This is a genomic window from Neorhizobium sp. 2083 (assembly GCF_031455615.1).
Classification (GTDB): Bacteria; Pseudomonadota; Alphaproteobacteria; order Rhizobiales; family Rhizobiaceae; genus Neorhizobium.
In genome coordinates, this window is record NZ_JAVDTC010000003.1 from 475,549 (window position 1) to 498,206 (window position 22,658).

Sequence of the window (22,658 nt, forward strand, 5' to 3'; positions counted from 1 at the left end):
AGATGAGCGGCGTTTCCCGCGAGCCGCGCCGTGTCACGTCCTTCGATGTGGCCCGTGCCGCCGGCGTCTCACGTGCCGCCGTGTCGCGCGCCTTCACGCCGGATGCGAGCGTCTCGGAAAAAACCAGACAGAAAGTCTACCAGGCGGCCAAGGAACTCGGCTACCGGGTCAATTATCTCGCCCGCAGCCTCACCAACAAGCGCTCCGATTTCGTCGGCCTGGTGGCCGCCGGTCTCGACAACCCGTTCCGCACCCAGCAGCTCGAAAATCTGGCCCGGGCGCTGATCGCCCGCAATTATCGACCGATCCTGCTGCCGACATCCAAGGAGGCCGATAGCGCCACCGTGATCGGCCAGCTGCTGCATTATGCCGTTTCCGGGGTCATCATCACCTCGGATGCGCCGCCCTCGCATATTTTCGAGGAATGCGCTGTCGAAGGCGTGCCGATCGTGCTGGTCAACAAGGGGGAAGATTTCCCCTTCGTCGACCGGGTGGTCTCCGATGACCGGATGTCGGGTTACACCGCCGTCGACCATCTCGTCGAAGCCGGCGCCAAAAGGCTTGCCGTCATCGCCGGCACGGCGGTTTCCTATTCGTCGCGCCGCCGCGCGGAGGCTTTTCAAAGCCGCTGCCAGATGCTCGGGATCGATGCGCCGCTGATTCCGGTCGCGATCAACGATTACGCCCACGGCCACGAGGCGGCGCAGGCGCTCATCGATATGGGCATCGACGGAGTGTTTTGCGTGAACGACTACATGGCCTGCGGCGTTCTCGACGGGCTCGCCAAGGCCGGCCGAACCTATGGTTCGGTGAAGGTGATCGGCCACGACGACATCCCTCAGGCAAGCTGGTCGGCCTATGACCTCACCACTTTCGTACAACCCTGCGACGTGCAGGCGGAACAGGTGATCGATCTCCTGACCAGCCGCATGTCCGAACCGGACGCCGTCGCGCGTGTGGAATTCACGCCGGTGACGCTGATCAAAAGAAGAAGTGCATAAATGGCATCTGCATTCGATCTCTCTTCCCTGCAATCACGCGCTAGGACCGCCATCGAGGTCGCCCGCCGGGTCGGCAAGGAAGCCGCCGCATTCCGCGCCGAGGCTCTTCCCGAAACGCTCGGCGTCGAGAACAAGGGCCTGCAGGATTTCGTGACCGTCGCCGACAAGCGGGCCGAAGAAGCGATCCGCGCCGCATTGCTCGGAGAATTCCCCAATGATGCCTTCATGGGCGAGGAGGGTGGGGGGCACTCGGGCGAACGCGGCACCTGGGTGGTCGATCCGATCGACGGCACGACCAATTTCATCCGCGGCTTCCGCCATTGGGGCGTTTCGATCGCCTTCGTCTCCGGCGGCGAGATCCTGGTGGGCGTGATCTACGATGCGGCGCAGGACCGGGTTTTCCATGCCATCCGGGGCGAGGGGGCCTTCAAGGAAGGCAAGCCGATCGCAGCGGCAAGGACCAGCGATCCCAATCACGCCATCGCCATTCTCGGCCATTCCCGCCGCACCGATTTCGAGGATTACCTCGCTATCTCGCGAAAACTCTACGAGCGCGGCATCGACTACCGCCGCATGGGTGCGGCTGCGATCGGCCTCATTCGTGTCGCCGAGGGTGTGTCCGATCTCTATTACGAGCGGCATCTCTCCTCCTGGGACATGCTTGCCGGAGTGCTGATCGCCTCGGAGGCCGGTGCGACGGTCGCCGTGCCGGCGCTGGAGGAACTGCTGTCGCGGGGCGGCCCGGTGGTCGCCTGTTCGCCCGGCCTGACGGGCGAATTCGCGTTCCTGATGGAGATGGAAGGCCTGCGCGCTGTGGCGGGGTGATCGGAACGGGGGGCTGGGTCTGGCCGCGCGCGGTGACCCTCTTTTCCCGAAGAGGCTGGACAGAAAGAGCCTATCCGGCATCCTGTCACCTCTGCTAAATGACATCCATGCCATTCGAAGACAAAAAGAAAAGCCGTGTGACGCTTCTCGACGTAGCGCGGCGTGCCAACGTCTCCCGCGCCACGGCCTCGCTCGTCATCCGCAAGAGCCCGCTGGTCGGCGCTGAAACGCGGGCGCGGGTCGAAGAGGCGATGCGCGAGCTCGGTTATGTCTACAATATGGGTGCCGCGCGGCTGAGGGCCGAACGCAGCCACACCGTCGGCGTCATCGTGCCCAATCTGACGAACCCTTTCTTCGCCGAACTGCTTTCCGGTATCGAGGCGGTGATCGATGCGGCGGGCATGGTGGTGATTCTCGCCAATAGCGGTGATCTCGTCGAACGGCAGAACATGGTGGTGCGGCGCATGCGCGAGCACGGCGTCGATGGCGTCATCGTCTGCCCGGCGGCCGGCACCGAACCGGCGTTCCTCCATCAGCTCGCCGAATGGGACCTGCCGCTGGTGCAGGTGCTTCGCCAGATCTCCGGCGAAGTGGACTATGCCGGTGCCGATTACGCGGACGGCATGCGCCAGGCCGTCGATTACCTGGCCTCGCTCGGCCACCGAACGATTGCTTTTGCCGTCCATGGCCCAATCCATTCCGCCTACCACGAGCGTGTCGAGGGCTTTCGCGAGGCCACGCAGTCACACGGCATTGACTCCGGCAGGATCGTTCGCGTGCCGAACCAGATCGGCGAGATCGCCGCTGCGGCACATCTGCTGTTCGACGAAGCCGAACAGCCGACGGCGGTGATCTGCTTCAACGACGTGATCGCACTCGGCCTTTCCGCCGGCTTCTACGACCGGGGCCTGAAAGTCGGTGAGAATTTTTCGCTGATCGGCTTCGACGATGTCACCGACGCGGAGGCGATGCGGCCGAGGCTGACCTCGGTTTCCACCGCGCCGGTGACGATCGGCGAAAATGCCGCCCGGCTTCTCCTCGACCGGCTGGCCGATCCCACAGGGCCACCGCGCAGGGTTGTGAATGAAACGATATTGCATGTCCGCCAGTCTTGCGGAGCGGTCCCCGGTTCCGCGCCATAACAACCCGTTAATTCCGGTTGACGACCGGAAGAAAAGCTTTTAGATCGATCTAAATTGAAGGGCGCGCAGAGGGGCGGACCTCTTCGAAAGGGAGTTCCCTGCAATGACTGAGGTGAACGCAAACGCATCGGCCGCGGCCAGCAGCAGCGTGTCGCGATCGCAAGGGCGCTGTGCATGAATCGAAGATCATGCTGTTCGACGAGCCGCCTCGGCGCTCGATCCGGAAATGGTCAAGGAAGTACTCGACACCATGATCGATCTCGCTAAACAGGGTATGGCGATGCTTTGCGTCACCCGTGAAATGGGATTTGCCCGCCAGGTCGCCGGCCGGGTGATCTTCATGGACCGTGGTGAGATCCTCGAAACGGCGGCGCCGGGAGAGTTTTTCGGCAATCTCAGGAACGAGCGCCTGAAGATCTTCCTCGGACAGATTTCTTAAAAGTCGCTGCGATGCAGTTAAAACGGAGTTCGGACGTGAAACCAGATATTCTGCTTGTGGAACCGTTGATGAAATTCATCGAGGACCAGCTCGATGCCGCCTATACCGTGCACCGGCTGTACGACCCGGCGCAGAAGGAAACACTGGAAGCGGCCTTGCCGAACATCCGCGCCGTGGCGACCGGCGGCGGTAGCGGCCTTTCCAATGAGTGGATCGACAAGCTTCCCGCGCTCGGCGTCATCGCCATCAACGGTGTCGGCACCGATAAGGTCGACCTGAAATTCGCCCGCTCGCGCAATATCGACGTGACCACCACGCCCGGCGTACTGACCGACGACGTCGCCGACATGGGCATCGCGCTGATGCTCGCCGTGCTGCGCCATGTCGCCAAGGGCGATGCATTCGTGCGCGCCGGCAAATGGGGTAAGGAAGCCTTCCCGCTCGGACATAGCCCGAAGGGCAAGCGCCTCGGCGTTCTCGGCCTCGGCCAGATCGGCAAGGCATTTGGCCGACGCGCAGAAGCCTTCGGCATGGACGTGCGCTTCTGGAACCGCTCGCCGGTCGCGGATACGACCTGGAAGTCCTGCGCCTCGCCGGTGGCGCTGGCCGAAGATAGCGACGTGCTCTGCGTCATCGTTGCGGCAAATGCGCAGACCCAGAACATCGTCAACGCCGAGGTTCTGAAGGCGCTGGGGCCCAAGGGCATCCTGATCAATATCGCACGCGGCAGCGTCGTCGACGAGGACGCTCTGCTTGCCGCCCTGAACGACGGCACGATCGGCGCAGCGGGCCTCGACGTCTATCTCAACGAGCCCCGCATCCGCGAAGACTTCTTCACTGCGCCCAACACGGTGCTAATGCCGCATCAGGGCAGCGCGACGGTCGAGACACGCGTCGCCATGGGCGAACTGGTGCTGGCCAATATCGCCGCCCATTTTGCGAGCGAAAAGCCGCCGACCACCGTCAACTGAGCCGGAGAAGCAGGATGATCATCCGTCAGGCCTTTTTCGAAGGCGCGATCCGTGCCGGCCAGGAAGATGCGTTCAAGGCCTATGTCGCCGAAAAGCTGATGCCCATGTGGCTGGCTTTTCCGGGCGTCAGGGAAGTCCGGGTGCTTTACGATATCGAGCGCGACGAGGGCGCCCCGTCCTACCCGATGGTGCTATCGACCATGTACGAAAGCCGCGAGGTGCTCGCCGCGGCTCTCGAATCCCCCGTGCGCTACGAAAGCCGTGACATGACGAAGGGCCTGCTCGCGATGTTCGATGGTCACATCCATCATCACGTTTTCGATCTCGCGCTGAGCTGACGTTCGTCTCCGGTCGTCGCTCAACCGCCAGCGGCCTTCGTGCCCGACCCCGGTGCGCGATAAGCGGGCGTATTCGGCTCGAACAGTTCGATCAGGTTTCCGGATGGGTCTTCGAGCAGGATCTGCTTGCCGCCCGTCCCCTGGATGATCTCGTTGCGGAAGCCGCAGCCGGCCGTCTTCAGCCGTTCGACCATTCCATCCAGATCCTCCACGGTCAGGTGGATGCGGTTCCAGCCTCCGGGCGTTTGCTGTTCCCCGGATGGCATGGGCGCACCGCCGCCACCCCGCGGGTTCGGCTGGGAGAGATAAAGATGCATGTCGCCGCGCGAGATTTCTGCAAATGGCGGGGCGGGGTGCATCTCGAGCTTGAAGCCGAGATGGGCGGTATAGAAATCGATGGCTGCCTTCACGTCGTTGACGATGTATCGGAAACATGCGGCCATGGTCTGCCCTCCTGAAGTTCGGGTGGATATCTGAAGCGGAGCGTAATCCTGTTGCGACAGACGGCAAGTCCGATCTGTGTCGTGGGCTGCAGAGGCCTGCGGTTCTTGCGGGGAATCCGCGACTAACGCAGCGCCCGCGCATAGAGGCCAGGGGAAAGGCCGAAACTCCGCCTGAATATTCGCGTCATGTGGCTCTGGTCGGAAAAACCGCTGGCTGACGCCGCTTCTGCAAGCCCCATGCCGTTGGCGATCAGGCGCCGTGTCAGATGGATGCGCCGTTGAAGCAGGTAGGCATGGGGAGTAAGCCCCATGGCCCTGTCGAAAGCCCGCAAAAGCCGAAACTGGCTAAGGCCGGCGAGGTTGGCGAGATCGGCAAGCGTAATCTCCGTGGCCGGATCGTCATCGATCCGCTGACGCGCGGCTCGTATTCCCAAAGGAACGGATGCTGGCGCCCGTGTCTCCCGCATTACCTCAGCCAGCAGCTTCAGCAGCAATTCCTGGCGATGGAGCGCAGCGCCGGTCTGCTCCGTGGTCATTGCCGCGAAAAGCTGCCGCATCACCGAGGCATGCGGCGATTGCCGCAGTACGGGGTCGGCAAACTCGAAATCGCCGGGCCTGCCCGGACGGATATCGGCGACCGCACCGGCAATCACATCGGGATCGAAATAGAGCATTTGCCAGACACGGCCTTCGTCGCCGATCGGCGCGCCGTCATGGACTTCGCCGGGATTGACGGTGATGACGTCGCCCGGCCCGGCTTCGACCGGACCGCGTCCGCTCGCGGATTTCTGGGCACCGCTCACGATCACGCCAATGCCGAACTGGTCGTGGGTGTGACGGGCGAAATGGTGGTCGGAGCGGGCGACGACCGCCTGCACGCCGGCCATGCCGCATCGAAACACCCGAAACCCGTTTGACCCTTTCGCCGGCATCTGACCCTCGCGTTCGAACCACCATAACCCGGCCAGGGGAGATCCCCAAGGGAGCGTATAGCCGGTTTGCCGGTCAAGGGCGGACCAGGTGGATGGTCGCCGTAGCGGCATAAAGCCTTTCGACCCCTGCGAACCCTATCTAAAGAACGGTGCGCACCCGCCAGAGTTCGGGAAACAGCTCGACCTCCAGCATCTTCTTCAGGTAGGACGTGCCCGAGGTGCCGCCGGTGCCGCGCTTGAAGCCGATCACCCGTTCCACCGTCGTCACATGGTTGAAACGCCAGCGGCGGAAATAATCCTCGAAATCGACCAGCTTTTCCGCCAGTTCGTAAAGCTCCCAATATTTCCCGGGTGCGCTGTAGACCTGTTTCCAGGCCTCCAGCACCGTCTCGTTCTCGCTGCGGGTCGAGCGCCAGTCGGTTTTTGCCGCATCCGTGCCGATATCGAAGCCGCGGCGGGCAAGCAGCATCAGCGCCTCGTCGTAGAGGCTCGGACGGGCGAGAATGCCTTCCAGCATCTCGATGAGATCGGGCCGATGCGCATGCGGCCCCAGCATTGCGAGATTGCGGTTTCCCGCGAGGAATTCAATCGCGCGGTATTGATAGGACTGAAAGCCGGAGGACTGGCCGAGCGACGCGCGGAATTCCGTATACTCGCTGGGCGTCATGGTCCGCAGCACGTCCCAGGCATTGTTGAGCTGCTCGAAGATACGGGCCACGCGGGTGAGCATCTTGAAGGCCGGCTGCGGATTGTCGTCGCGGATCGCGTGGATGGCCGACGAAATCTCATGAATGGCGAGCTTCATCCACAGTTCGGACGTCTGGTGCTGGATGATGAACAGCAGTTCGTCATGGGCCGCCGAAATCGGTGCCTGGGCGTCGAGCACCTTTTCGAGATGCAGATAGTCCGAATAGGACATCTTCTCCCGAAACGACATCTCCGCGCCTTCCGTGCTGGGATCGTAGGGTGTCGAGCTCATGATCTGTTTTCCGCCGGTTGGAATTCCTACCTTCAACTTGACGATTTCGTTCGGTTCCGCAAGCGGCTCCCTCGTCGATTCCTGTACGGAGGGGCTGCTCGTCAGCGTCGGCTTGCATACGATCCTCCATCTGCTGTATGCAATGAATGGGCAGGAGAAAAAGAGCGATGGGCAACAAGGACCCTGTTTTCGGCTGGTGGGATGCTCCTCCGTTTATCGGCGAGCTGATCCAGTCATTGTCGGGCCGCGGCCGGGCATTGTTCGGCCTTTCGGCGCCGCCGGTGCAGAATCGCGATCTTGCGGGCCTTGCCGGGATGATCCTGTCACGCCGCGGCGAAGTCTCCGGCGCCATCCTCGCCGAAGCCTTTCTTGAAGCCTACCGGCAGGCGAGCACCCCGCAGCGGGAGGCTTTCATGCGTGCGCTGCTCAACCGTTTCGGCCCCGACCGTGCCGCTTTGGATGCCGCCGCCGCCGCTTATGGGGCTGAGCCGAGTGCGGAGAACATCGCCAAGCTGCACGAAGCGGCGGAGCCGAGCCGGCAGGAACTTTTCCGCCGCATCAACTTCGCCAAGCGCGGCACGGCGGCGCTGGTCGAGATGCGCGAACACCTGATGGATATGCTGCCGGGGGAACCGGCGCTGCAGCCGGTCGACGCCGATTTCTGCCACCTCTTCTCCTCATGGTTCAACCGGGGTTTCCTGATGTTGCGATCGATCGACTGGACCACGCCCGCCAATATCCTGGAGGCGCTGATCCGCTACGAGGCCGTGCACGATATCGACGGCTGGGACGACTTGCGTCGGCGGCTGGCGCCGGCCGACCGCCGCTGTTTCGGCTTCTTCCATCCGCAATTGGAAGACGAGCCGCTGATCTTCGTCGAGGTGGCGCTGACCGACCATCTACCCGCGTCGGTCGACGCGCTCCTTGCTCGCGACCGCCAGCCGCTCGACGTGCAGCAGGCGACGACGGCCGTCTTTTATTCGATCTCCAACTGCCAGCGCGGCCTTGCCGGCATTTCGCTCGGGAATTTCCTTATCAAGCAGGTGGTGAACGACCTGAAACGCGACCTGCCGCGGCTTGAAAATTTTGTGACGCTGTCTCCCATCCCCGGTTTCGGCGCCTGGCTGCGCGGCGAAGGCCGTGTCACCGACAGCGCGGAAATCCTGGAGGAAAAGCAGCGGCTTATCGCCAGGCTTGAAGGCGATTGGGCGTCTGCCGGGGAGCGTGAACTGGACCAGATCCAACGCGCCATGCTGCCGCTCGGGGCGCATTACCTCTTGAACGTGCGGCGCGGCAACGGCCGGCCGGTCGATCCGGTCGCGCGTTTCCACCTCGGCAACGGGGCGCAGGTCGAACGGCTCAATTTCCTCGGCGACCGGTCCGCGAAGGGCATGCGCCAGTCCTACGGCCTGATGGTCAACTATCGCTACCGGCTCGGCGAAATAGAGAAAAATCATGAAGCTTATGCCGAAAACGGGCATATCGCGGCGATGCCGGCGCTGCGCAAGCTGGCCCAACCGGTTTCCCAGGAGGTGTTTTGATGGCTGGTAATCTCTACGACGCGCTGCTTCGCGGCCTCGACCGGGAGGATCGGCTGCTCCTGACGGACGAAACGGCCGGCACGATGAGCTACCGCGCCTTCGCCGATCAATGCGCGCGGCTGGCCGGAGCGCTTCTCGAAGCCGGCTTGCAGCCGGGCGACCGGGTGGCCGTCCAGGCGGAAAAGTCGGTGCCGGCGCTGGCGCTTTATCTCGCGACGGTCCGCGCAGGCGGCATCTACCTGCCGCTCAACATCGCCTATACGCCGGCGGAAATCGAATATTTCCTCACCGACGCCGAGCCGGCGATCTTCGTCTGCGATCCATCGAAACTCGCGTCGCTGGAGCCGATCGCCACGACCGCCGGTGCGAAAACCCTGACGCTCGATCCTGCAGGCAACGGGACGCTCACCGAGGCGGCCGCCACCGCCGCACCGATTGCCGAAACCTCTGCGAGGGGCGGCGCGGATATCGCTGCGATCCTCTACACGTCCGGCACGACCGGGCGTTCCAAGGGCGCGATGCTCAGCCACGACAATCTTCTGTCGAACGCGATGTCGCTGGTCGAAAGCTGGCGCTTCACGGACAAGGACGTGCTGATCCACGCGCTGCCGATCTTCCACACGCACGGGCTTTTCGTCGCCACCAACGTGGTGCTCGCCTCGCGCGCCTCGATGATCTTCCAGCCGAAATTCGATCCCAACAAGATCATGGAGGCGATGCCCAGGGCCACCGTTCTGATGGGCGTGCCGACCTTCTACACCCGGCTGCTGCAGCACCCCGGACTGAGCAAGGAGAGCACCGCCCATATGCGCCTGTTCGTCTCCGGCTCGGCGCCGCTTCTGGCTGAGACGCACGAGGAATGGCAGGCGCGGACCGGCCACGCCATCCTCGAACGCTACGGCATGACCGAGACCAACATGAACACCTCGAACCCCTATGACGGGCGGCGCGTCGCCGGCACGGTCGGCTTTCCGCTGGCGGGTGTCGAGGTGAGGATCACCGACCCGGAGACCGGCGCGTCCTTCGGTACCGAAGAAATCGGCATGATCGAGGTCCGGGGCCCCAATGTCTTTTCGGGCTATTGGCGCATGCCGGAAAAGACGGCCTCGGAATTCCGCGCGGACGGGTTTTTCATCACCGGCGATCTCGGGAAGATCGATGCGGACGGCTATGTCCATATCGTCGGCCGCGGCAAGGACCTGATCATCACCGGCGGCTACAATGTATACCCGAAAGAGGTGGAGATGGAGATCGACGCCATGGCGGGCGTCACCGAGAGCGCCGTCTTCGGCGTAAAGCATCCGGATTTCGGCGAGGGCATTATTGCCGCGATCGTCCTGAAATCGGGCGCCCAACTGACCGAACAGGACATTATCAAGGCGCTCGACGGCCGTCTGGCAGGTTATAAACGCCCGAAAAAGGTGGCTTTCGTCGCCGAGCTGCCGCGTAACACGATGGGCAAGGTCCAGAAGAATATACTTCGCCAGCAGTTTTCCGGAACTTTCGAGCCCTCAGTCGCTGCAAAATAGAGGATCTTGATTTTAGGACTTGACGGTTCATGTATACGCGTGGACTATGAATTGCATACGAGCACGGATCATTTCGGGAGGAAGTGGGATGTTGCAACAGGGAAAGCCGGACGGCGCCCAGCCGCTTGTCGCCGTCCACAACCCGATGGGTTACCCGCCGAAAGTCAGCCGCAAGCAGCCGGCGAGCCGGCCGGCCAGCCTGGACGGCAAGGTCCTCTATCTCGTCGACAGCCGCTTTGACGATTCCGTCGAACTCCTCAAGGAGGTCGAGGCCTGGTTTCTACGCAACATGCCCTCCGTCGATGTACGGATTCGCCAGATGGCGAACACATACTCGAAGGACGATCCCCGGCTGTGGGAGGAGATCAAGGCGAACGGCCACGCGGCGATCATCGGCGTCGGTCATTGCAGCACCTGCGCGCCGGCCGTCACCACCCACGCGATCACCCTTGAAACCAAATACGGTGTGCCGACGGCTGCGATCCACACCGAAAAATTCGACAAGGTCGTCCGTTCCGTCGCCAAGATGGGCGGCCTTTCGCAGCAGCCGCTGGTCTTCGTGCCGCAGCCTGTCATGGGAAAGACGGCGGAAGAGCTGCGCGCCTATGTGGAAGGCATCGATCCGGTCAGCGGCAAGTCGGTGATGAAGGAGATCATCGAGGCGCTGACCTTGGGGCTGGCAGCCGGCGCCGAGGACGCGCAGTTCGAGCGCAGCACGCCGCGCCTCATCGAGCCGGACACCGAGGACAATCTCCACGCCGCCTTCCTGCGCAACAACTGGACCGACAAACTGCCGATCATCCTGCCGACCGACGCCCGCGTCGCCGACATGCTGGCGGGCACCTCCCGCAAGCCGGATGAGGTCGTCGGGCGCATGCAGCCGACCACCAATCGCGGCCTGTGGGAATATACGGTCGAAAAGGTCGCCGTGAATGCGGTCATGGCCGGAGCGTCGCCCGAATATTTCCCGGTCATCCTGGCGCTGGCGGCGGCCCAGGTTTCCGCACGCGGCTCGACGTCCTCGTCGGCTGCGGCGATGGCGGTCGTCAACGGGCCTGTCCGCAACGAGATCGGCATGAACTGCGGCGTCGGCGCGCTCGGCCCTTATAGCCATGCCAACGCCACGATCGGCCGCGCCTTCGGGTTGCTGTCGCAGAACCTCCAGGGCGGCTCGGTTCCGGGCGAGACCTTCATGGGATCGCTCGGCAACAACTACACCTACAACAACCTGACATTTGCTGAAAACGAGGAGCGCAGTCCGTGGGAGCCGCTGCATGTGCAGAAGGGCTTCGACGCCCGGACGAGCACCGTCAGCCTCTTCCACGGCTGCCGTTCCACCACGTTCAGCCTCGGCCTGCGCAAGGAATATTGGCGCGAACATGTGCGCGACATGCTGCTCGGTACCGATGCGATCACCGCGCCGACCCTCGTGCTCGATCCGATCTGCGCAAGGCAGTTCATCGATCGCGGCGGTTTCGTCAACAAGCAGGACCTGCTCGACTTCATCTACGAGGCGGCGCAGATGCCGGCCGGCCGCTATTGGGATCTGCAGCTCGTGCAGAACTATATCTATCCCCGCGCCACCTTCGGCGAGGAGCCGATGGCCGGCAAGCTGAAGCCGGGCAAGGACGAGCTCATCCATATCTTCCGGCCGCAGGATATCAACGTCGTGGTCGTCGGCGGCGAGTCCAACGGCTATTGGCAGATCTACGGTGCGCATTACCGCACCACCGTTTCCATCGACGATTGGCGCTGACGATGGCGAACGATTACGACATCGTGGTCATCGGCGCCGGCGTGGCGGGGCTCAACGCCGCGATCGCTGCCGCCCGGCATGGCGTGCGCACGATGATCATCGACATGCTCGGCGCCGGCGGCCAGGTGATCAATGTCGACCGCATCGACAATTTTCCGGGCCCTGCCGAAGGCATGTCCGGTTTCGAGCTCGGCCCGATGCTGCAGATGCAGGCGGACGAGGCGGGTGTCGAATTCGCCCTCGACACGATCGAGACCATCTCCAGGACGGAGATCGGCTTTCGCATCGCCGGCGCAGACCTCGATCTTTCGGCAGGCGCGGTGATCATCGCAGCCGGCTCGGTCAAACGAACGCTCGGCATTCCGGGCGAGGCGGAGTTCGAGGGACGCGGCGTTTCCCATTGCGCGTCCTGCGACGGCCCGCTGATGCGCGGCAGGCAAGTCTGCATCATCGGCGGCGGGGATTCGGCATTGGATGAGGCTTTGGCGCTCGTCCCGCACGCCGCCCGCATCACGGTCATCCATCACGGTTCACGCCTCACTGCCAGCGCCGCCCTTCAGGCGAAAGCGCAGGAAGCGGGCAATATCGAGGTTAGGCTGAACACGGTCGCGACCGCGATCCGCGGCGAGGACGGCGTCAGCGCGGTCACCGTGCGCGACCTTTCTGCCGGCACGGAGAGCGACATTCCGTGCCATGGCGTCTTCGTCTATATCGGGCTGGCCCCCAATACGGCTTTTCTCGGCAGTGCGGTGACGCTTGCATCCGATGGCCGGATCGTCGTCGATCTCGACATGCAGACCTCGGTGCCCGGCATTTTCGCAGCCGGCGATATCCGGAGCCGTTCGGTCGCGCATCTGGCGGCCTCAGCCGGTGACGGGGTAACGGCGGCGATCTCTGCGGTGCGCCATCTTGCGGCGGCCCGCAGCGGAGAGCCGGTTAAACATCATGCACCGGCGGGGTGACCGAGATGAACGTGCAGCTCAAGGGCAAGCAGGGCAAGCCGAGCGTTCGCGACGCGATCGAGCAGGATATCGTCACGGGCTTCTATTCACCGGGCGACAGGCTCGACGAGGCGGGGCTTGCGGCCCGGCACCAGGTGTCCCGCACACCGGTGCGCGAGGCGCTGATCCAGCTCAGTACCATGGGCCTCGTCAAGATGGTGCCCAATCGTGGTGCCTTCGTCACCCAGCTGACGATCACCGAACTCGTCGAGATGTTCGAGGTGATGGGCGAACTTGAGGCCATGTGCGCCCGGCTTGCGGCCCGCCGCATCCGACCGGAACAGCTCAAGCGGCTCGAAGAGGCGCAGGCCGCCTGCGCCACGGCCCAGCAGGCGGGAAATTCGGACGACTATTATTACGCCAATGCGGAATTCCACCGGCTGATCTACGAGGCAAGCGGTAACGGCTTTCTCGCGGAGAACGCCCATGCGCTGCAGCGGCGGCTGAAGCCCTACCGGCGCCTGCAATTGCGGGTTCCGGGTCGCGTCAACAGTTCGTTGTCGGAGCACGAGGAGGTGCTTGCAGCGATCCGTGCCCGCGATGATGTCCGCGCCCGCGATGCGATGCGCAATCACGTGGTCATCCAGGGCGAATATTTCAGCGACTTCCTGGCGCTGATGCGCCCGGTGGAACGCCAGCTGATCCCCGGCGAATGATGAGGAGCATCGCCATCGGGGTCGAGCGGCGCCGAACGAACGCATGAATTTTTAAGCTCGGGAGGGTCGAGCTTGTCGCCGGCCATGGGCCGGATCAACGGGAGGAGAGATCATGAAGCATGCCATGACTTATGTGGCCGGCCTGGTTCCGGCATTCTTGCTGGCGGCCGGTCTTGCCGGCGCGGCTGAAATGACGGCCGGCGAAAAGCAACTCTACGACGCCGCCAAGAAGGAAGGTTCGGTCACCTGGTACGTCTCGCAGACGACCACCGAGTTCGCCGACGGAATGTGCGGCCTGTTCAAGAAGAAATATGCCGGCGTCGAGTGCAACGTGGTGCGCGCCTCCGGCCAGGTCATCTTCCAGCGTCTCGTGCAGGAACTGCAGGCCAAGGCGGTGCAGGGCGACCTGATGTCGACCAACGACGACGGCCAGATGCTGCAGCTCAAGGAACAGGGCGCGCTCGCCCAGTACGCGCCGGAAAACCTGAAAGACATGGTGCCGGAGCTTCGCGCACTGGCCGACAAGGAAAACTACTGGATCACCTCAGGTGTCTCGCCTCTCGTCATTGCCTACAACACCAAGCTGGTGACCGAGGCGGAGGCGCCGAAGAACTGGACCGATCTTGCCGATCCCAAGTGGAAAGGCCAGGTCGCCATCGGCCACCCGAGCTTCTCCGGCAGCGTCGGGCTCTGGACGATCCTGATGAACGATCTCTACGGCTGGGACTTCTTCACCAAGATCGAGAAGAACAAGCCGCAGATCGGCCGTTCGGTAGCCGACGGCCACAATCTCGTCGCATCGGGCGAACGCAAGGTGGCGCTGGCGCCGCTGCCGCTGATCCTGTCGGACTCGATACTCAAGAAGGTGCCGATCGGCGTCATCTACCCGACAGACGGCGCCCTGCTGCCGCCTTCGGCAACCGCGATCATGAAGGATGCGCCGCATCCGAATGCCGCTCGGCTGTTCGAGAACTTCCTGCTCGGGCCGGAAATCGCCGAATACTTCGCCAAGGACTACCGTTACCCGCTGCGGGCCGGTGTGCCGCTCGCCGAAGGCATGCGTCCGCTCGACAGCTACAAGACGAAGTCGATTGCGACGGCTGACGGCATCAAGAAGCTGCCGGAAGTCCAGGAAAAGTTCCGCGACACGTTCGGGATCTGAACCGCGTCCGGAGGCTGGCTCCAGCTGGCCTCCGCCACCACCGCGCCCGATGGCGTGACCTGTTTCCGACGCCTCCAGCGACAAAGCGAGCGCCGATCATGACGAGTGTTTCCCATCCCGTGTCGACCACCTGGTCGCAAGACCAGCCGGCGAAGGTGCGCGTGCCCTGGCACCAGCGGCTGCAACCGGCCAATCTGCTCTGGCTGTTCCTGGCCGGTATCCTGGTCGTACTGATCGTTGCGCCGATGTGGACGCTCGTCGTCTCCAGCTTCACCGATGCCAAAACCGGCGGCTGGACGCTTCACAACTATGTCGAGGCCTATGGCAAGGAACGCCATATCACGGCGCTAACCAACACGCTGAAAATGGGCGCCGTCGTCGTGGTGCTGAAACTGGCCTTCGGCGTGCCGCTCGCCTGGGCCTGCACACGAACCGATATGCCGGGCCGCAACTTCGTGCGTTACAGCGTATTCGGCGCCTTCATCATGCCCCCCTATCTCGCCGGTGTCGGCTGGATCCTGCTCGCCGGCCCCAATACCGGCTGGATCAACCGCGTCTGGCACAGCCTTTCCGGCTCGACCGAGCCGCTGGTCAACATCTTCTCTTTCGGCGGCTTGGTGCTGGTTACCGCGATTGGCGGCTTCTTTCTCGTCTTCGTGCTGGTGAGCTCGGCCTTCGAGATGATCAATTCGGAGATGGAGGATGCCGCCAATATTCTCGGCGCCGGACCGTTCAAGACGGCAATGAAAGTGACCTTCCCGCTCGTCATGCCGGCGATCATCGGCGCAGCACTTCTGTCCTTCCTCGGCGCGATCGCGCTCTACGGCGTGCCGGCGCTGATCTCTATCCCGGCGCGATATCCGGTCGTGGTCATCCAGCTCACCGAGTTCTTTTCGTTCCCGCTCAGAATCCAGGTGGCGGCGGCATACTCGATCCCGCTTTTGCTGATCACGGCCGCAATGCTCGGGCTGCAGAAACTGATCCTGCGCCGCAAGGGCTATGTTTCTGTCAGCGGCAAGGGTGGTGAACGCCGCATCGTCAAGCTCGGCAGATGGCGCTGGGTATTGTTCGCCTATTGCTTCTGCGTGGTGGCGCTGTCGGTGCTGATGCCGATGTTCGTGTTGCTGCTCGCCGCCTTCTCGGACTCCTGGACGACCGGCTTCTCGCTCAGCAACCTGACGCTTTCCAACTTCCATTACGTGCTCTTCGAGCATTCCAGCTCGCAGAAGGCTCTGGTCGGCAGTATCGGGCTCGGCATCGTGGCCGCGACAGTGGCGATCACGCTGGCTTTGTTCATCGCCTATATTGTCCAGCGCAGGCTGATCCCGTTCTCGGGCCTGCTCGCGTTCCTGGCGGTCTCGCCCTATGTCGTGCCCGGCATCGTGCTCGCCATCGGCTTTTATGCGGCCTATGCCCTGCCGCCGATCGCGCTTTACGGCACCTATACGATCATGGCGCTCGCCTTCGTCACCCGTTTCCTGCCGATCGCCTTCACCACCAGTTCGGCCGGCGTGCGCAGCATCCATCCCGAAATGGAGGAGGCGGTGCGGATCCTCGGCGGCGGACGAGTGACGGCGCTGCGGCATGTGGTCGGCCCGCTTCTCAAGCGGACGCTTGCCGGCGGCTGGCTGCTGATCTTCGTGCCGGCGGCACAGGAACTCTCGACCGCCATCTTCCTGGTCGGTCCCACCACGCGCGTCGTTTCCGTCGTGCTGCTCGATCTCAGCGAGGAGGGCGAGCTCGAAAAGCTCGCGGCGCTGGGCTCCCTGTTGTTGATCATCATTGTCGCAGTCGTCGCCCTCGGGATGCGTTATCTCGGACGCGACTTCATGTTGAGGAGAAGCTAATGGACGGACTTGTCCTCAGGAAATTGGGCCGTCGTTTCGGTGCCGTCGATGCGGTTCTGGATTTCGACCTGCATATCAAGCCCGGCGAATTCGTTTCGCTGCTCGGGCCTTCGGGCTGCGGCAAGACGACGACGCTCCGCATGATCGCCGGCTTCATCGACCCGACCTCCGGTTCGATCGAGCTCGACGGCAAGATATTGTCAGCGCCTTCCGGTTCCGTGCCGCCGGAAAAGCGCGGCATGTCGATGATCTTCCAGTCCTATGCGATCTGGCCGAACATGACTGTGGCTGAGAACGTCGCTTTCGGCCTCAACCTGCGCAAGCTGCCCTCCGACGAGGTCAAGAAACGGGTTGGTGCGGTGCTCGAAACGGTGCGGATGAGCCATCTCGCCGATCGCTACCCGGCCGAGCTTTCCGGTGGCCAGCAGCAGCGCGTGGCGCTGGCGCGGGCCGTCGTCATCCGCCCGGCCGTGCTGCTGCTCGACGAACCGCTTTCCAATCTCGACGCCAATCTGCGCGAAGAGATGCGTTTCGAGATCAAGCGCATGCATGACGAGTTCAAGATCACCTCGGTCTATGTCACCCACGACCAGGGCGAGGCGATGGTGACCTCCGATCGCATCGCGGTGATGAACAACGGCCGCCTCGAACAGATCGACACGCCTTACGCGCTCTACAGCCGTCCGAAGACGCGGTTCGTGGCGAGTTTCATCGGCCGCACGAATTTCCTCTCCGGCAATTGCGGCAACCACATGATCGATTTTGCCGGCTTCAGCGTGCCGCTGGCGATGATCGGCGAGGAGGTGACCGGGGGCGGGCCGATCACGGTCTCGATCCGCCCGCAGGCGATGAAGCTTTCCGCGACCGAGGCTCCGCGGGACAAGGCCATCAACCTGCAGGGTTCGGTGCAGCAATCGTCGTTCCTTGGCGAGACCTGGGACTACGTCTTCCAGCCGAAGGACAGCGGGCTGCAGTTCCGGGTCGCGGCACCGCCGGCCGATGTCTTCCAGGTCGGCGCGGCGGCCTGGCTGCAGATCGACCCGGCGCAGATCGTGCCGATCGCGGATTGAGCCCGGCTCGATCCGCGGTCTTTCGCCTGAATAGGTCAAGACGAGGAAAGCGGCGTTGAACCTTTGGCGCCGGTCCTGTATCGGTGGTCACATCCGCGACGGAGACGTCGGGCAGGAACAACGCAGGACGGAATTTCGATCTTCGATGCTGACGAAAAAAGGAAAATACGGACTCAAGGCGCTTGTCCACCTTGCGCAGCTTGAACCCGGCAAGACCGCCTTTGTCAGCGATATTGCCCAGCAAAACAACATCTCCAAGAAATTCCTCGACGCGATCCTGCTCGAACTGCGCAAGGGGGGCATGCTGCGCTCGAAGAAAGGCCCCGGCGGCGGTTATGCGCTGTCGAAGCCCGCTTCCCAGATTTATGTCGGCCAGGCGGTCCGTATCCTCGACGGTCCGCTGGCACCGATCCGCTGTGCCAGCAAGACGGCTTTCGAGGCCTGCGACGATTGCGACCACCCGGAAGACTGTCAGATCCGCCATTCGATGACGGAAGTGCGGGATGCGATCGCCGCCGTGCTCGACAACATGACGCTGGAGCAGATGGTTGCCAAGCGCTCCAGCGGGCTGCTGGACGAACCCGAGACCAACAGCAAACAGGGTTAGAGCGTTTCCTTGTTAGATTGAAGCATTCTGCCGGAGCAGGTTTTCGTTGGGGTAAAGGCGATTGGCGCAGGGCATACCTGTTGGTACGTCCAAGCCGATCGCCTTTGATCCCGGCGGAAAGATGCCCGGCCCTTCGGGTTGGCTGAACCGGGCCGCCTGATCGACCGGCTGGCTCGGCCGTAGGGCTGGGCTACGACCTGCGCCAGCCGGTCAACCATTCGACTCCGCTTGAGCCAACAGAATGCTTCAATCTAACAAGGAAACGCTCTAGAACTGCCCGTTCGGCCGTGGCACATTGCCGTTCAGGTGGAAATCGCCGATCGCATGATGTTTCCAGCGCACAGGATCGTGGACCGTGTGGGTGCGGGCGTTGCGCCAGTGCCGGTCGAGGTTCAGGTCTTCCTTGGTCGCCGAGGTTCCGGCAAGTTCGAACAGGCCGTTGGTGGCGTCAAGTGCTGCCTCCGTCGTCAGGATCTTTGCAGCGGCGACGCTGAGCGATGCCTCGATCGCTGTCTCGGATGACGGGTTGATCTGCGCGACATCGACCTTGCGACCGGCCCGTTCGAGAACCGCGCCTGCCGCTTCCAGCTTGACGGCAATCGAACCGGTCCGCGCAATGGTCAGCGGATCGGCAGTTGCCGTTTCCACGCCGACATTGCGAATGCCGCGGGATTTGCCTCGCACGAAGCCGATCATGTCGGCGAAGGCGGCACGGGCGATCCCGAGATCGACGGCGGCATGCAGAAGCTGGCCGAGCGAGCCAAGCGGTGCATGCCGCTCGAAACTCCGGTAGTAGCTGATCACCGAATCCGCAGAAACATAGACGTTGTCGATCAGCACCGTGCCGCTCGCGGTGGTGCGCTGGCCGAACCCGTCCCAGTCGTCGACGATGGTCAGGCCTTCCGCATCGTGCGGCACGATCGCCATGACCACCCGCCCCTGGGGATCGAGACCGAAGATGGCCACCCAGTCGGCAAACAGGGCACCGGTCGAATAATATTTGCGCCCGGTGATCCGATAACCGGCTCCGTCCGCCACCAGCCGGGTTTCGATATCGCCGGCAGCCTTGGTGCCGGATTCGGCAAGGGCATTGCCGAAATGCTCGCCGGCAAGCGCCCGGGCGAAGAAATACTTCTTCTGCTCCTCGGAACCGGCAAGACGCAGGGCTTCGAGAATGGAGAAGTGGTTCTGGGGGATCTGCCCGACCGACGCATCGGCCTCGGACAGGATGGCGATCACTTCCGCCAGGAAGGCGTTGGAAATGTCGGCGCCGCCGTATTCGGCGGGCACGGTGATGCCGAGCAGCCCCGATTGGGCAACCAGTTCCATCTCCTCATGCGGCAGCAGCCTTTGCCGGTCGCGGAGGCTCGAACCTTCGGCGATCCGCGCGGAGAGCCCCTTCGCCACCTCAATCGCCTGGTCCTCGGTCGCGAGGTATGGAGCGACTGCTTTGATCTTTCCTGCCAAATGGAAAACCCTGCTCATGTGCGCTTCCCCGGTTAAGCCTGCCATTGAGCCATGCTGCAAAGGTCCAGAGAAGGAATAAAGCTTCAATTGCAGGCGCCGAACGAAGCGAATTTTCTCTTTTTTGCGGCCTGAAAGAGAGATTTCCGGATTGTCACGCCAAGTTGAGCACAAGGAGAGAGAATTTCTCCGGCGTAATGCGATTGGCGCAACAACGTTGCTTAGCACGCGCGCGGGGAATGCCTACGTTAGGGGACCAGCCGTTTCTCTTTCCCAACAGAGCGCCTCCCATGACAAAATCCCTGCACCTCACCGCCTTCATGCGCCCCGTCAGCCTGCATACCGGCGCATGGCGCTATCCCGGCGCCTATCCGGATGCCAACTTCAATTTCGGGCACATCAAGTCCTTCATCCAGAAGCTGGAGTCCGCCAAGTTCGACGCCTTCTTCATGGCAGATCATCTGGCGGTGCTGAACATGCCGGTGGAGGCTCTGAAGCGCAGCCATACGGTGACGTCGTTCGAGCCGTTCACGCTGCTGTCGGCGCTGGCCGCCGTGACCGAGAAGATCGGGCTTGCGGCGACAGCATCGACCACGTTCGACGAACCCTATCACGTCGCCCGCCGGTTCGCCTCGCTCGACCATATCAGCAACGGCCGTGCGGCCTGGAACATCGTCACCACTTCCAACCCGGATTCCGCCCGCAATTTCGGCCTCGACGACCATGTCGAGCACGGCGAGCGCTACAAGCGGGCGCGCGAGTTCTATGACGTCGTCACCGGCCTGTGGGACAGCTTTGCCGACGACGCATTCATCCGCGACCAGCAAAGCGGCATCTTCTTCGATCCGGAGAAGATGCACGTACTCGATCACAAGGGCGAAGAGCTCAGCGTGCGCGGGCCGCTCAACATCGCCCGGCCGGTGCAGGGCTGGCCGGTGATCGTGCAGGCGGGGCAGTCGGAACCGGGACGCCAGCTCGCCGCCGAGACTGCCGAACTGGTCTTCTGTTCGCCCCGCGATCTCGCCGCCGCCAAGGCGCTCTATAGGGATATCAAGGGCCGGATGGGCGCCGCCGGGCGCAATCCCGACCATATGAAGATCCTGCCGGCCGCATTCATCGTCGTCGGCGATACGGTCGAAGAGGCGAAGGCGAAGCGGGCGAAACTCGACAGCCTCGTGCATTACGACAGTGCCATCGCCTCGCTGTCGATCGCGCTCGGCCATGACGCCTCCGGTTTCGATCCGGACGGCCCGCTGCCGGAGATCCCGGAAACCAATGCCAGCAAGTCCGGCCGCGCCCAGGTCCTCAAACTCGCCGAGCAGGAGAAGCTGACGGTGCGCCAACTCGCACAGCGTTACGGCGGTTATTCGGGCCTTGCCTTCGTGGGCACGCCGCAAACCATTGCCGACGAGATGCAGGCCTGGCTTTCGGAAGAGGCAAGCGACGGTTTCACGGTCGTCTTTCCCTACCTGCCGCAGGGCCTGGATGACGTGACACAGCGTGTCATCCCCGAGCTCCAGCGCCGCGGTATCTTCCGCCGCGAGTATGAGGGAACGACGCTTCGTGAACACCTCGGCCTGCCGCGACCGGCCAATCGCTTCTTTCCCTGACGGATTCCGGGCGGGGACGTTGCAAAGATCGTCATTTCGCCAACCGCCACATTCCGGACATAATTATTTCAAATGCGTCAACGAATTAGTATAGGGTTTTGATAGACTACGTTGACCGGAACGGTGTTTAGCCGGAAAGTTGGGGTGCGTGATGTTCAACCGACTGGAGGCTGACGATGATTGCTGGTGGCTTATCCCTGTTTGGATTTGATCTGTTCGGACCGACCCGCCGTTCGCCCGGCAAGACGGACACGGACAGCGCGGAACGCAAGACGTTCGAAAAGGTGCGCGGGGACCGCGACGAGAACCGCGATCCCGATCGGGAACATTCGGAAAGCTTCTTCTGGGGCATGTATCCCGTCTATTGAGGCCGGGCCGTTCCTCTACGAGGCGGCCGCCTGACAGATAAAGAAAAGGCCGGCGAAGCCATCCGCTTCGCCGGCCTTGATGTTTCCGCCAAACCGATATCAGGCGGCCGGCTGCCTGGTCTTGCGCAGATAGGGCAGGACGGTGTCGAACGAACCGAAGCGGGTGATCGCGTCTTCGTTGGAGACGGCGGCGGTGATGATCACGTCCTCGCCCTGCTTCCAGTTGGCCGGTGTCGCCACCTGATGCTTGGCGGTGAGCTGGATCGAATCGATCGCCCGCAGGATCTCGTCGAAGTTACGGCCGGTGGTCATCGGGTAGGTGAGGATCAGCTTGATCTTCTTGTCCGGCCCGATGACGTAGACCGAGCGCACCGTCGCATTGTCGGCGGGCGTGCGGCCTTCCGAGCTTTCGCCTGCGGCCGCGGGCAGCATGTCGTAGAGCTTGGCGACGTTGAGGTCGCGGTCGCCGATCAGGGGGTATTCCACTTCGAAGCCGGTGGCGGTCTTGATGTCGTCCTTCCACTTGCCGTGGCTTTCGACCGGATCGACGGAGATTCCGACGATCTTGACGCCACGCTTGCGAAATTCGCCTTCAAGCCCTGCCATGGCGCCGAGTTCGGTCGTGCAGACCGGGGTGAAGTTCTTCGGATGGGAAAACAGCACGGCCCAGCCGTTGCCGATCCAGTCGTGGAAATGGATCGTCCCCTGCGTGGTCTCGGCTGTGAAATCCGGTGCGATATCGTTGATGCGAAGGCTCATATCTCGGCTCCCTTGAATTGTTTCGTGATTGGCGTGTTTGCAGATCCGCAGCCTGCCGCCCGATCGGCGACCGGATTCGTCGACTGATCGTCAAGATTCTAACGAAGACACTCCTGCTCTCCGGCTGCGTTTGCAATTGTCGACCGCCATGTCCGTGCCAATGGCATGAAGCCCCGGACATTTGCGATCGATGGCAGGATACTATCCTCTTCCGAATT

The 22,658-nt window shown here is 62.8% G+C and carries 21 protein-coding genes and 1 pseudogene; 17 read left to right on the top strand and 5 right to left on the bottom strand.

Going from position 1 to position 22,658, the window contains the following annotated elements; genetic code table 11:
* The first annotated feature begins 2 nt into the window (after window positions 1-2).
* From J2X76_RS15015 to J2X76_RS15040, 6 genes and pseudogenes are all read left to right on the top strand, one after another.
* On the top strand, window positions 3-1,001 hold the full coding sequence (locus J2X76_RS15015) for a LacI family DNA-binding transcriptional regulator (protein WP_310218055.1): 999 nt from the start codon (window positions 3-5) through the stop codon (window positions 999-1,001).
* Complete coding sequence (locus J2X76_RS15020) at window positions 1,002-1,826, top strand: inositol monophosphatase family protein (RefSeq protein ID WP_310217519.1); 825 nt, start codon at window positions 1,002-1,004, stop codon at window positions 1,824-1,826.
* A gap of 107 nt (window positions 1,827-1,933) precedes the next feature.
* Window positions 1,934-2,968, top strand: coding sequence for a LacI family DNA-binding transcriptional regulator (locus tag J2X76_RS15025; RefSeq protein ID WP_310217521.1), 1,035 nt, complete (start codon window positions 1,934-1,936; stop codon window positions 2,966-2,968).
* Window positions 2,969-3,091: 123 nt separating this feature from the next.
* Window positions 3,092-3,407, top strand: a pseudogene (locus tag J2X76_RS15030) (ATP-binding cassette domain-containing protein); the annotation flags it as partial.
* An 11-nt stretch (window positions 3,408-3,418) separates the two neighbouring features.
* Window positions 3,419-4,378 (top strand): 2-hydroxyacid dehydrogenase, encoded by a 960-nt coding sequence (locus tag J2X76_RS15035; protein WP_310217524.1) that lies wholly within the window; start codon window positions 3,419-3,421, stop codon window positions 4,376-4,378.
* Window positions 4,379-4,392: 14 nt separating this feature from the next.
* Complete coding sequence (locus J2X76_RS15040; RefSeq protein WP_310217526.1) at window positions 4,393-4,716, top strand: hypothetical protein; 324 nt, start codon at window positions 4,393-4,395, stop codon at window positions 4,714-4,716.
* Between the two features lie 20 nt (window positions 4,717-4,736).
* On the opposite strand, the gene J2X76_RS15045 is transcribed toward J2X76_RS15040, so the two are convergent.
* The 3 genes from J2X76_RS15045 to kynA all read right to left on the bottom strand — a co-directional run bounded on the left by J2X76_RS15045 (window position 4,737) and on the right by kynA (window position 7,070).
* The gene (locus tag J2X76_RS15045) at window positions 4,737-5,159 is read right to left on the bottom strand and encodes a VOC family protein (RefSeq protein WP_113127627.1); all 423 of its coding nucleotides are present in this window, start codon (window positions 5,157-5,159) and stop codon (window positions 4,737-4,739) included.
* A 122-nt stretch (window positions 5,160-5,281) separates the two neighbouring features.
* Complete coding sequence (locus J2X76_RS15050; RefSeq protein WP_405030039.1) at window positions 5,282-6,046, bottom strand: AraC family transcriptional regulator; 765 nt, start codon at window positions 6,044-6,046, stop codon at window positions 5,282-5,284.
* A 184-nt stretch (window positions 6,047-6,230) separates the two neighbouring features.
* Window positions 6,231-7,070 carry a tryptophan 2,3-dioxygenase gene (gene kynA / locus J2X76_RS15055; protein WP_310217531.1) on the bottom strand — a complete coding sequence of 280 codons (840 nt, stop codon included), beginning with the start codon at window positions 7,068-7,070 and terminating at the stop codon, window positions 6,231-6,233.
* A 167-nt stretch (window positions 7,071-7,237) separates the two neighbouring features.
* Between kynA and J2X76_RS15060 the strand changes: the two genes are divergently transcribed.
* From J2X76_RS15060 to J2X76_RS15100, 9 genes are all read left to right on the top strand, one after another.
* Window positions 7,238-8,611, top strand: a complete 1,374-nt coding sequence (locus J2X76_RS15060; RefSeq protein WP_310217533.1) for a malonyl-CoA decarboxylase — start codon at window positions 7,238-7,240, stop codon at window positions 8,609-8,611.
* A complete protein-coding gene (locus J2X76_RS15065) occupies window positions 8,611-10,140 on the top strand; it encodes a malonyl-CoA synthase (protein ID WP_310217537.1) in 1,530 nt (509 codons plus the stop codon). Before J2X76_RS15060 ends, J2X76_RS15065 begins: the two co-directional genes overlap by 1 nt.
* A gap of 88 nt (window positions 10,141-10,228) precedes the next feature.
* Window positions 10,229-11,896 (top strand): UGSC family (seleno)protein, encoded by a 1,668-nt coding sequence (locus tag J2X76_RS15070; protein WP_310217540.1) that lies wholly within the window; start codon window positions 10,229-10,231, stop codon window positions 11,894-11,896.
* A 2-nt stretch (window positions 11,897-11,898) separates the two neighbouring features.
* Window positions 11,899-12,858: an FAD-dependent oxidoreductase gene (locus J2X76_RS15075; RefSeq protein WP_310217542.1), complete on the top strand. Its 960-nt coding sequence runs from the start codon at window positions 11,899-11,901 to the stop codon at window positions 12,856-12,858.
* A 5-nt stretch (window positions 12,859-12,863) separates the two neighbouring features.
* Window positions 12,864-13,553, top strand: coding sequence for a GntR family transcriptional regulator (locus tag J2X76_RS15080; protein WP_113283249.1), 690 nt, complete (start codon window positions 12,864-12,866; stop codon window positions 13,551-13,553).
* Between the two features lie 112 nt (window positions 13,554-13,665).
* Window positions 13,666-14,715, top strand: a complete 1,050-nt coding sequence (locus tag J2X76_RS15085) for an extracellular solute-binding protein (protein WP_310217545.1) — start codon at window positions 13,666-13,668, stop codon at window positions 14,713-14,715.
* Between the two features lie 98 nt (window positions 14,716-14,813).
* Window positions 14,814-16,562 (top strand): iron ABC transporter permease, encoded by a 1,749-nt coding sequence (locus tag J2X76_RS15090; RefSeq protein ID WP_310217547.1) that lies wholly within the window; start codon window positions 14,814-14,816, stop codon window positions 16,560-16,562.
* On the top strand, window positions 16,562-17,632 hold the full coding sequence (locus J2X76_RS15095; RefSeq protein ID WP_310217549.1) for an ABC transporter ATP-binding protein: 1,071 nt from the start codon (window positions 16,562-16,564) through the stop codon (window positions 17,630-17,632). The genes J2X76_RS15090 and J2X76_RS15095 overlap by 1 nt, the downstream gene beginning before the upstream one ends.
* A gap of 145 nt (window positions 17,633-17,777) precedes the next feature.
* Entirely contained in the window at window positions 17,778-18,239 is a 462-nt protein-coding gene (locus J2X76_RS15100) for an Rrf2 family transcriptional regulator (RefSeq protein WP_310217551.1), read from the top strand.
* A 267-nt stretch (window positions 18,240-18,506) separates the two neighbouring features.
* On the opposite strand, the gene J2X76_RS15105 is transcribed toward J2X76_RS15100, so the two are convergent.
* Window positions 18,507-19,724, bottom strand: coding sequence for an SfnB family sulfur acquisition oxidoreductase (locus J2X76_RS15105; RefSeq protein WP_310217553.1), 1,218 nt, complete (start codon window positions 19,722-19,724; stop codon window positions 18,507-18,509).
* A 269-nt stretch (window positions 19,725-19,993) separates the two neighbouring features.
* On the opposite strand from J2X76_RS15105, the gene J2X76_RS15110 reads away from it, so the two are divergent.
* Together J2X76_RS15110 and J2X76_RS15115 are read left to right on the top strand one after the other, a co-directional pair.
* Complete coding sequence (locus tag J2X76_RS15110) at window positions 19,994-21,313, top strand: LLM class flavin-dependent oxidoreductase (protein WP_310217555.1); 1,320 nt, start codon at window positions 19,994-19,996, stop codon at window positions 21,311-21,313.
* Window positions 21,314-21,489: 176 nt separating this feature from the next.
* Entirely contained in the window at window positions 21,490-21,681 is a 192-nt protein-coding gene (locus J2X76_RS15115; protein WP_310217558.1) for a hypothetical protein, read from the top strand.
* Window positions 21,682-21,780: 99 nt separating this feature from the next.
* Here J2X76_RS15115 and J2X76_RS15120 read toward each other — a convergent pair whose 3' ends face one another.
* On the bottom strand, window positions 21,781-22,440 hold the full coding sequence (locus tag J2X76_RS15120; RefSeq protein ID WP_310217560.1) for a peroxiredoxin: 660 nt from the start codon (window positions 22,438-22,440) through the stop codon (window positions 21,781-21,783).
* Window positions 22,441-22,658: the final 218 nt, after the last annotated feature.

Bases quoted from the DNA above. Each gene is read 5' to 3' on its own strand.
- J2X76_RS15015 (WP_310218055.1), top strand. From the start codon at position 3: ATGAGCGGCGTTTCCCGCGAGCCGCGCCGTGTCACGTCCTTCGATGTG.
- J2X76_RS15020 (WP_310217519.1), top strand. From the start codon at position 1,002: ATGGCATCTGCATTCGATCTCTCTTCCCTGCAATCACGCGCTAGGACC.
- J2X76_RS15025 (WP_310217521.1), top strand. From the start codon at position 1,934: ATGCCATTCGAAGACAAAAAGAAAAGCCGTGTGACGCTTCTCGACGTA.
- J2X76_RS15035 (WP_310217524.1), top strand. From the start codon at position 3,419: ATGCAGTTAAAACGGAGTTCGGACGTGAAACCAGATATTCTGCTTGTG.
- J2X76_RS15040 (WP_310217526.1), top strand. From the start codon at position 4,393: ATGATCATCCGTCAGGCCTTTTTCGAAGGCGCGATCCGTGCCGGCCAG.
- J2X76_RS15045 (WP_113127627.1), bottom strand. From the start codon at position 5,159: ATGGCCGCATGTTTCCGATACATCGTCAACGACGTGAAGGCAGCCATC.
- J2X76_RS15050 (WP_405030039.1), bottom strand. From the start codon at position 6,046: ATGGCCGGCGTGCAGGCGGTCGTCGCCCGCTCCGACCACCATTTCGCC.
- kynA (WP_310217531.1), bottom strand. From the start codon at position 7,070: ATGAGCTCGACACCCTACGATCCCAGCACGGAAGGCGCGGAGATGTCG.
- J2X76_RS15060 (WP_310217533.1), top strand. From the start codon at position 7,238: ATGGGCAACAAGGACCCTGTTTTCGGCTGGTGGGATGCTCCTCCGTTT.
- J2X76_RS15065 (WP_310217537.1), top strand. From the start codon at position 8,611: ATGGCTGGTAATCTCTACGACGCGCTGCTTCGCGGCCTCGACCGGGAG.
- J2X76_RS15070 (WP_310217540.1), top strand. From the start codon at position 10,229: ATGTTGCAACAGGGAAAGCCGGACGGCGCCCAGCCGCTTGTCGCCGTC.
- J2X76_RS15075 (WP_310217542.1), top strand. From the start codon at position 11,899: ATGGCGAACGATTACGACATCGTGGTCATCGGCGCCGGCGTGGCGGGG.
- J2X76_RS15080 (WP_113283249.1), top strand. From the start codon at position 12,864: ATGAACGTGCAGCTCAAGGGCAAGCAGGGCAAGCCGAGCGTTCGCGAC.
- J2X76_RS15085 (WP_310217545.1), top strand. From the start codon at position 13,666: ATGAAGCATGCCATGACTTATGTGGCCGGCCTGGTTCCGGCATTCTTG.
- J2X76_RS15090 (WP_310217547.1), top strand. From the start codon at position 14,814: ATGACGAGTGTTTCCCATCCCGTGTCGACCACCTGGTCGCAAGACCAG.
- J2X76_RS15095 (WP_310217549.1), top strand. From the start codon at position 16,562: ATGGACGGACTTGTCCTCAGGAAATTGGGCCGTCGTTTCGGTGCCGTC.
- J2X76_RS15100 (WP_310217551.1), top strand. From the start codon at position 17,778: ATGCTGACGAAAAAAGGAAAATACGGACTCAAGGCGCTTGTCCACCTT.
- J2X76_RS15105 (WP_310217553.1), bottom strand. From the start codon at position 19,724: ATGAGCAGGGTTTTCCATTTGGCAGGAAAGATCAAAGCAGTCGCTCCA.
- J2X76_RS15110 (WP_310217555.1), top strand. From the start codon at position 19,994: ATGACAAAATCCCTGCACCTCACCGCCTTCATGCGCCCCGTCAGCCTG.
- J2X76_RS15115 (WP_310217558.1), top strand. From the start codon at position 21,490: ATGATTGCTGGTGGCTTATCCCTGTTTGGATTTGATCTGTTCGGACCG.
- J2X76_RS15120 (WP_310217560.1), bottom strand. From the start codon at position 22,440: ATGAGCCTTCGCATCAACGATATCGCACCGGATTTCACAGCCGAGACC.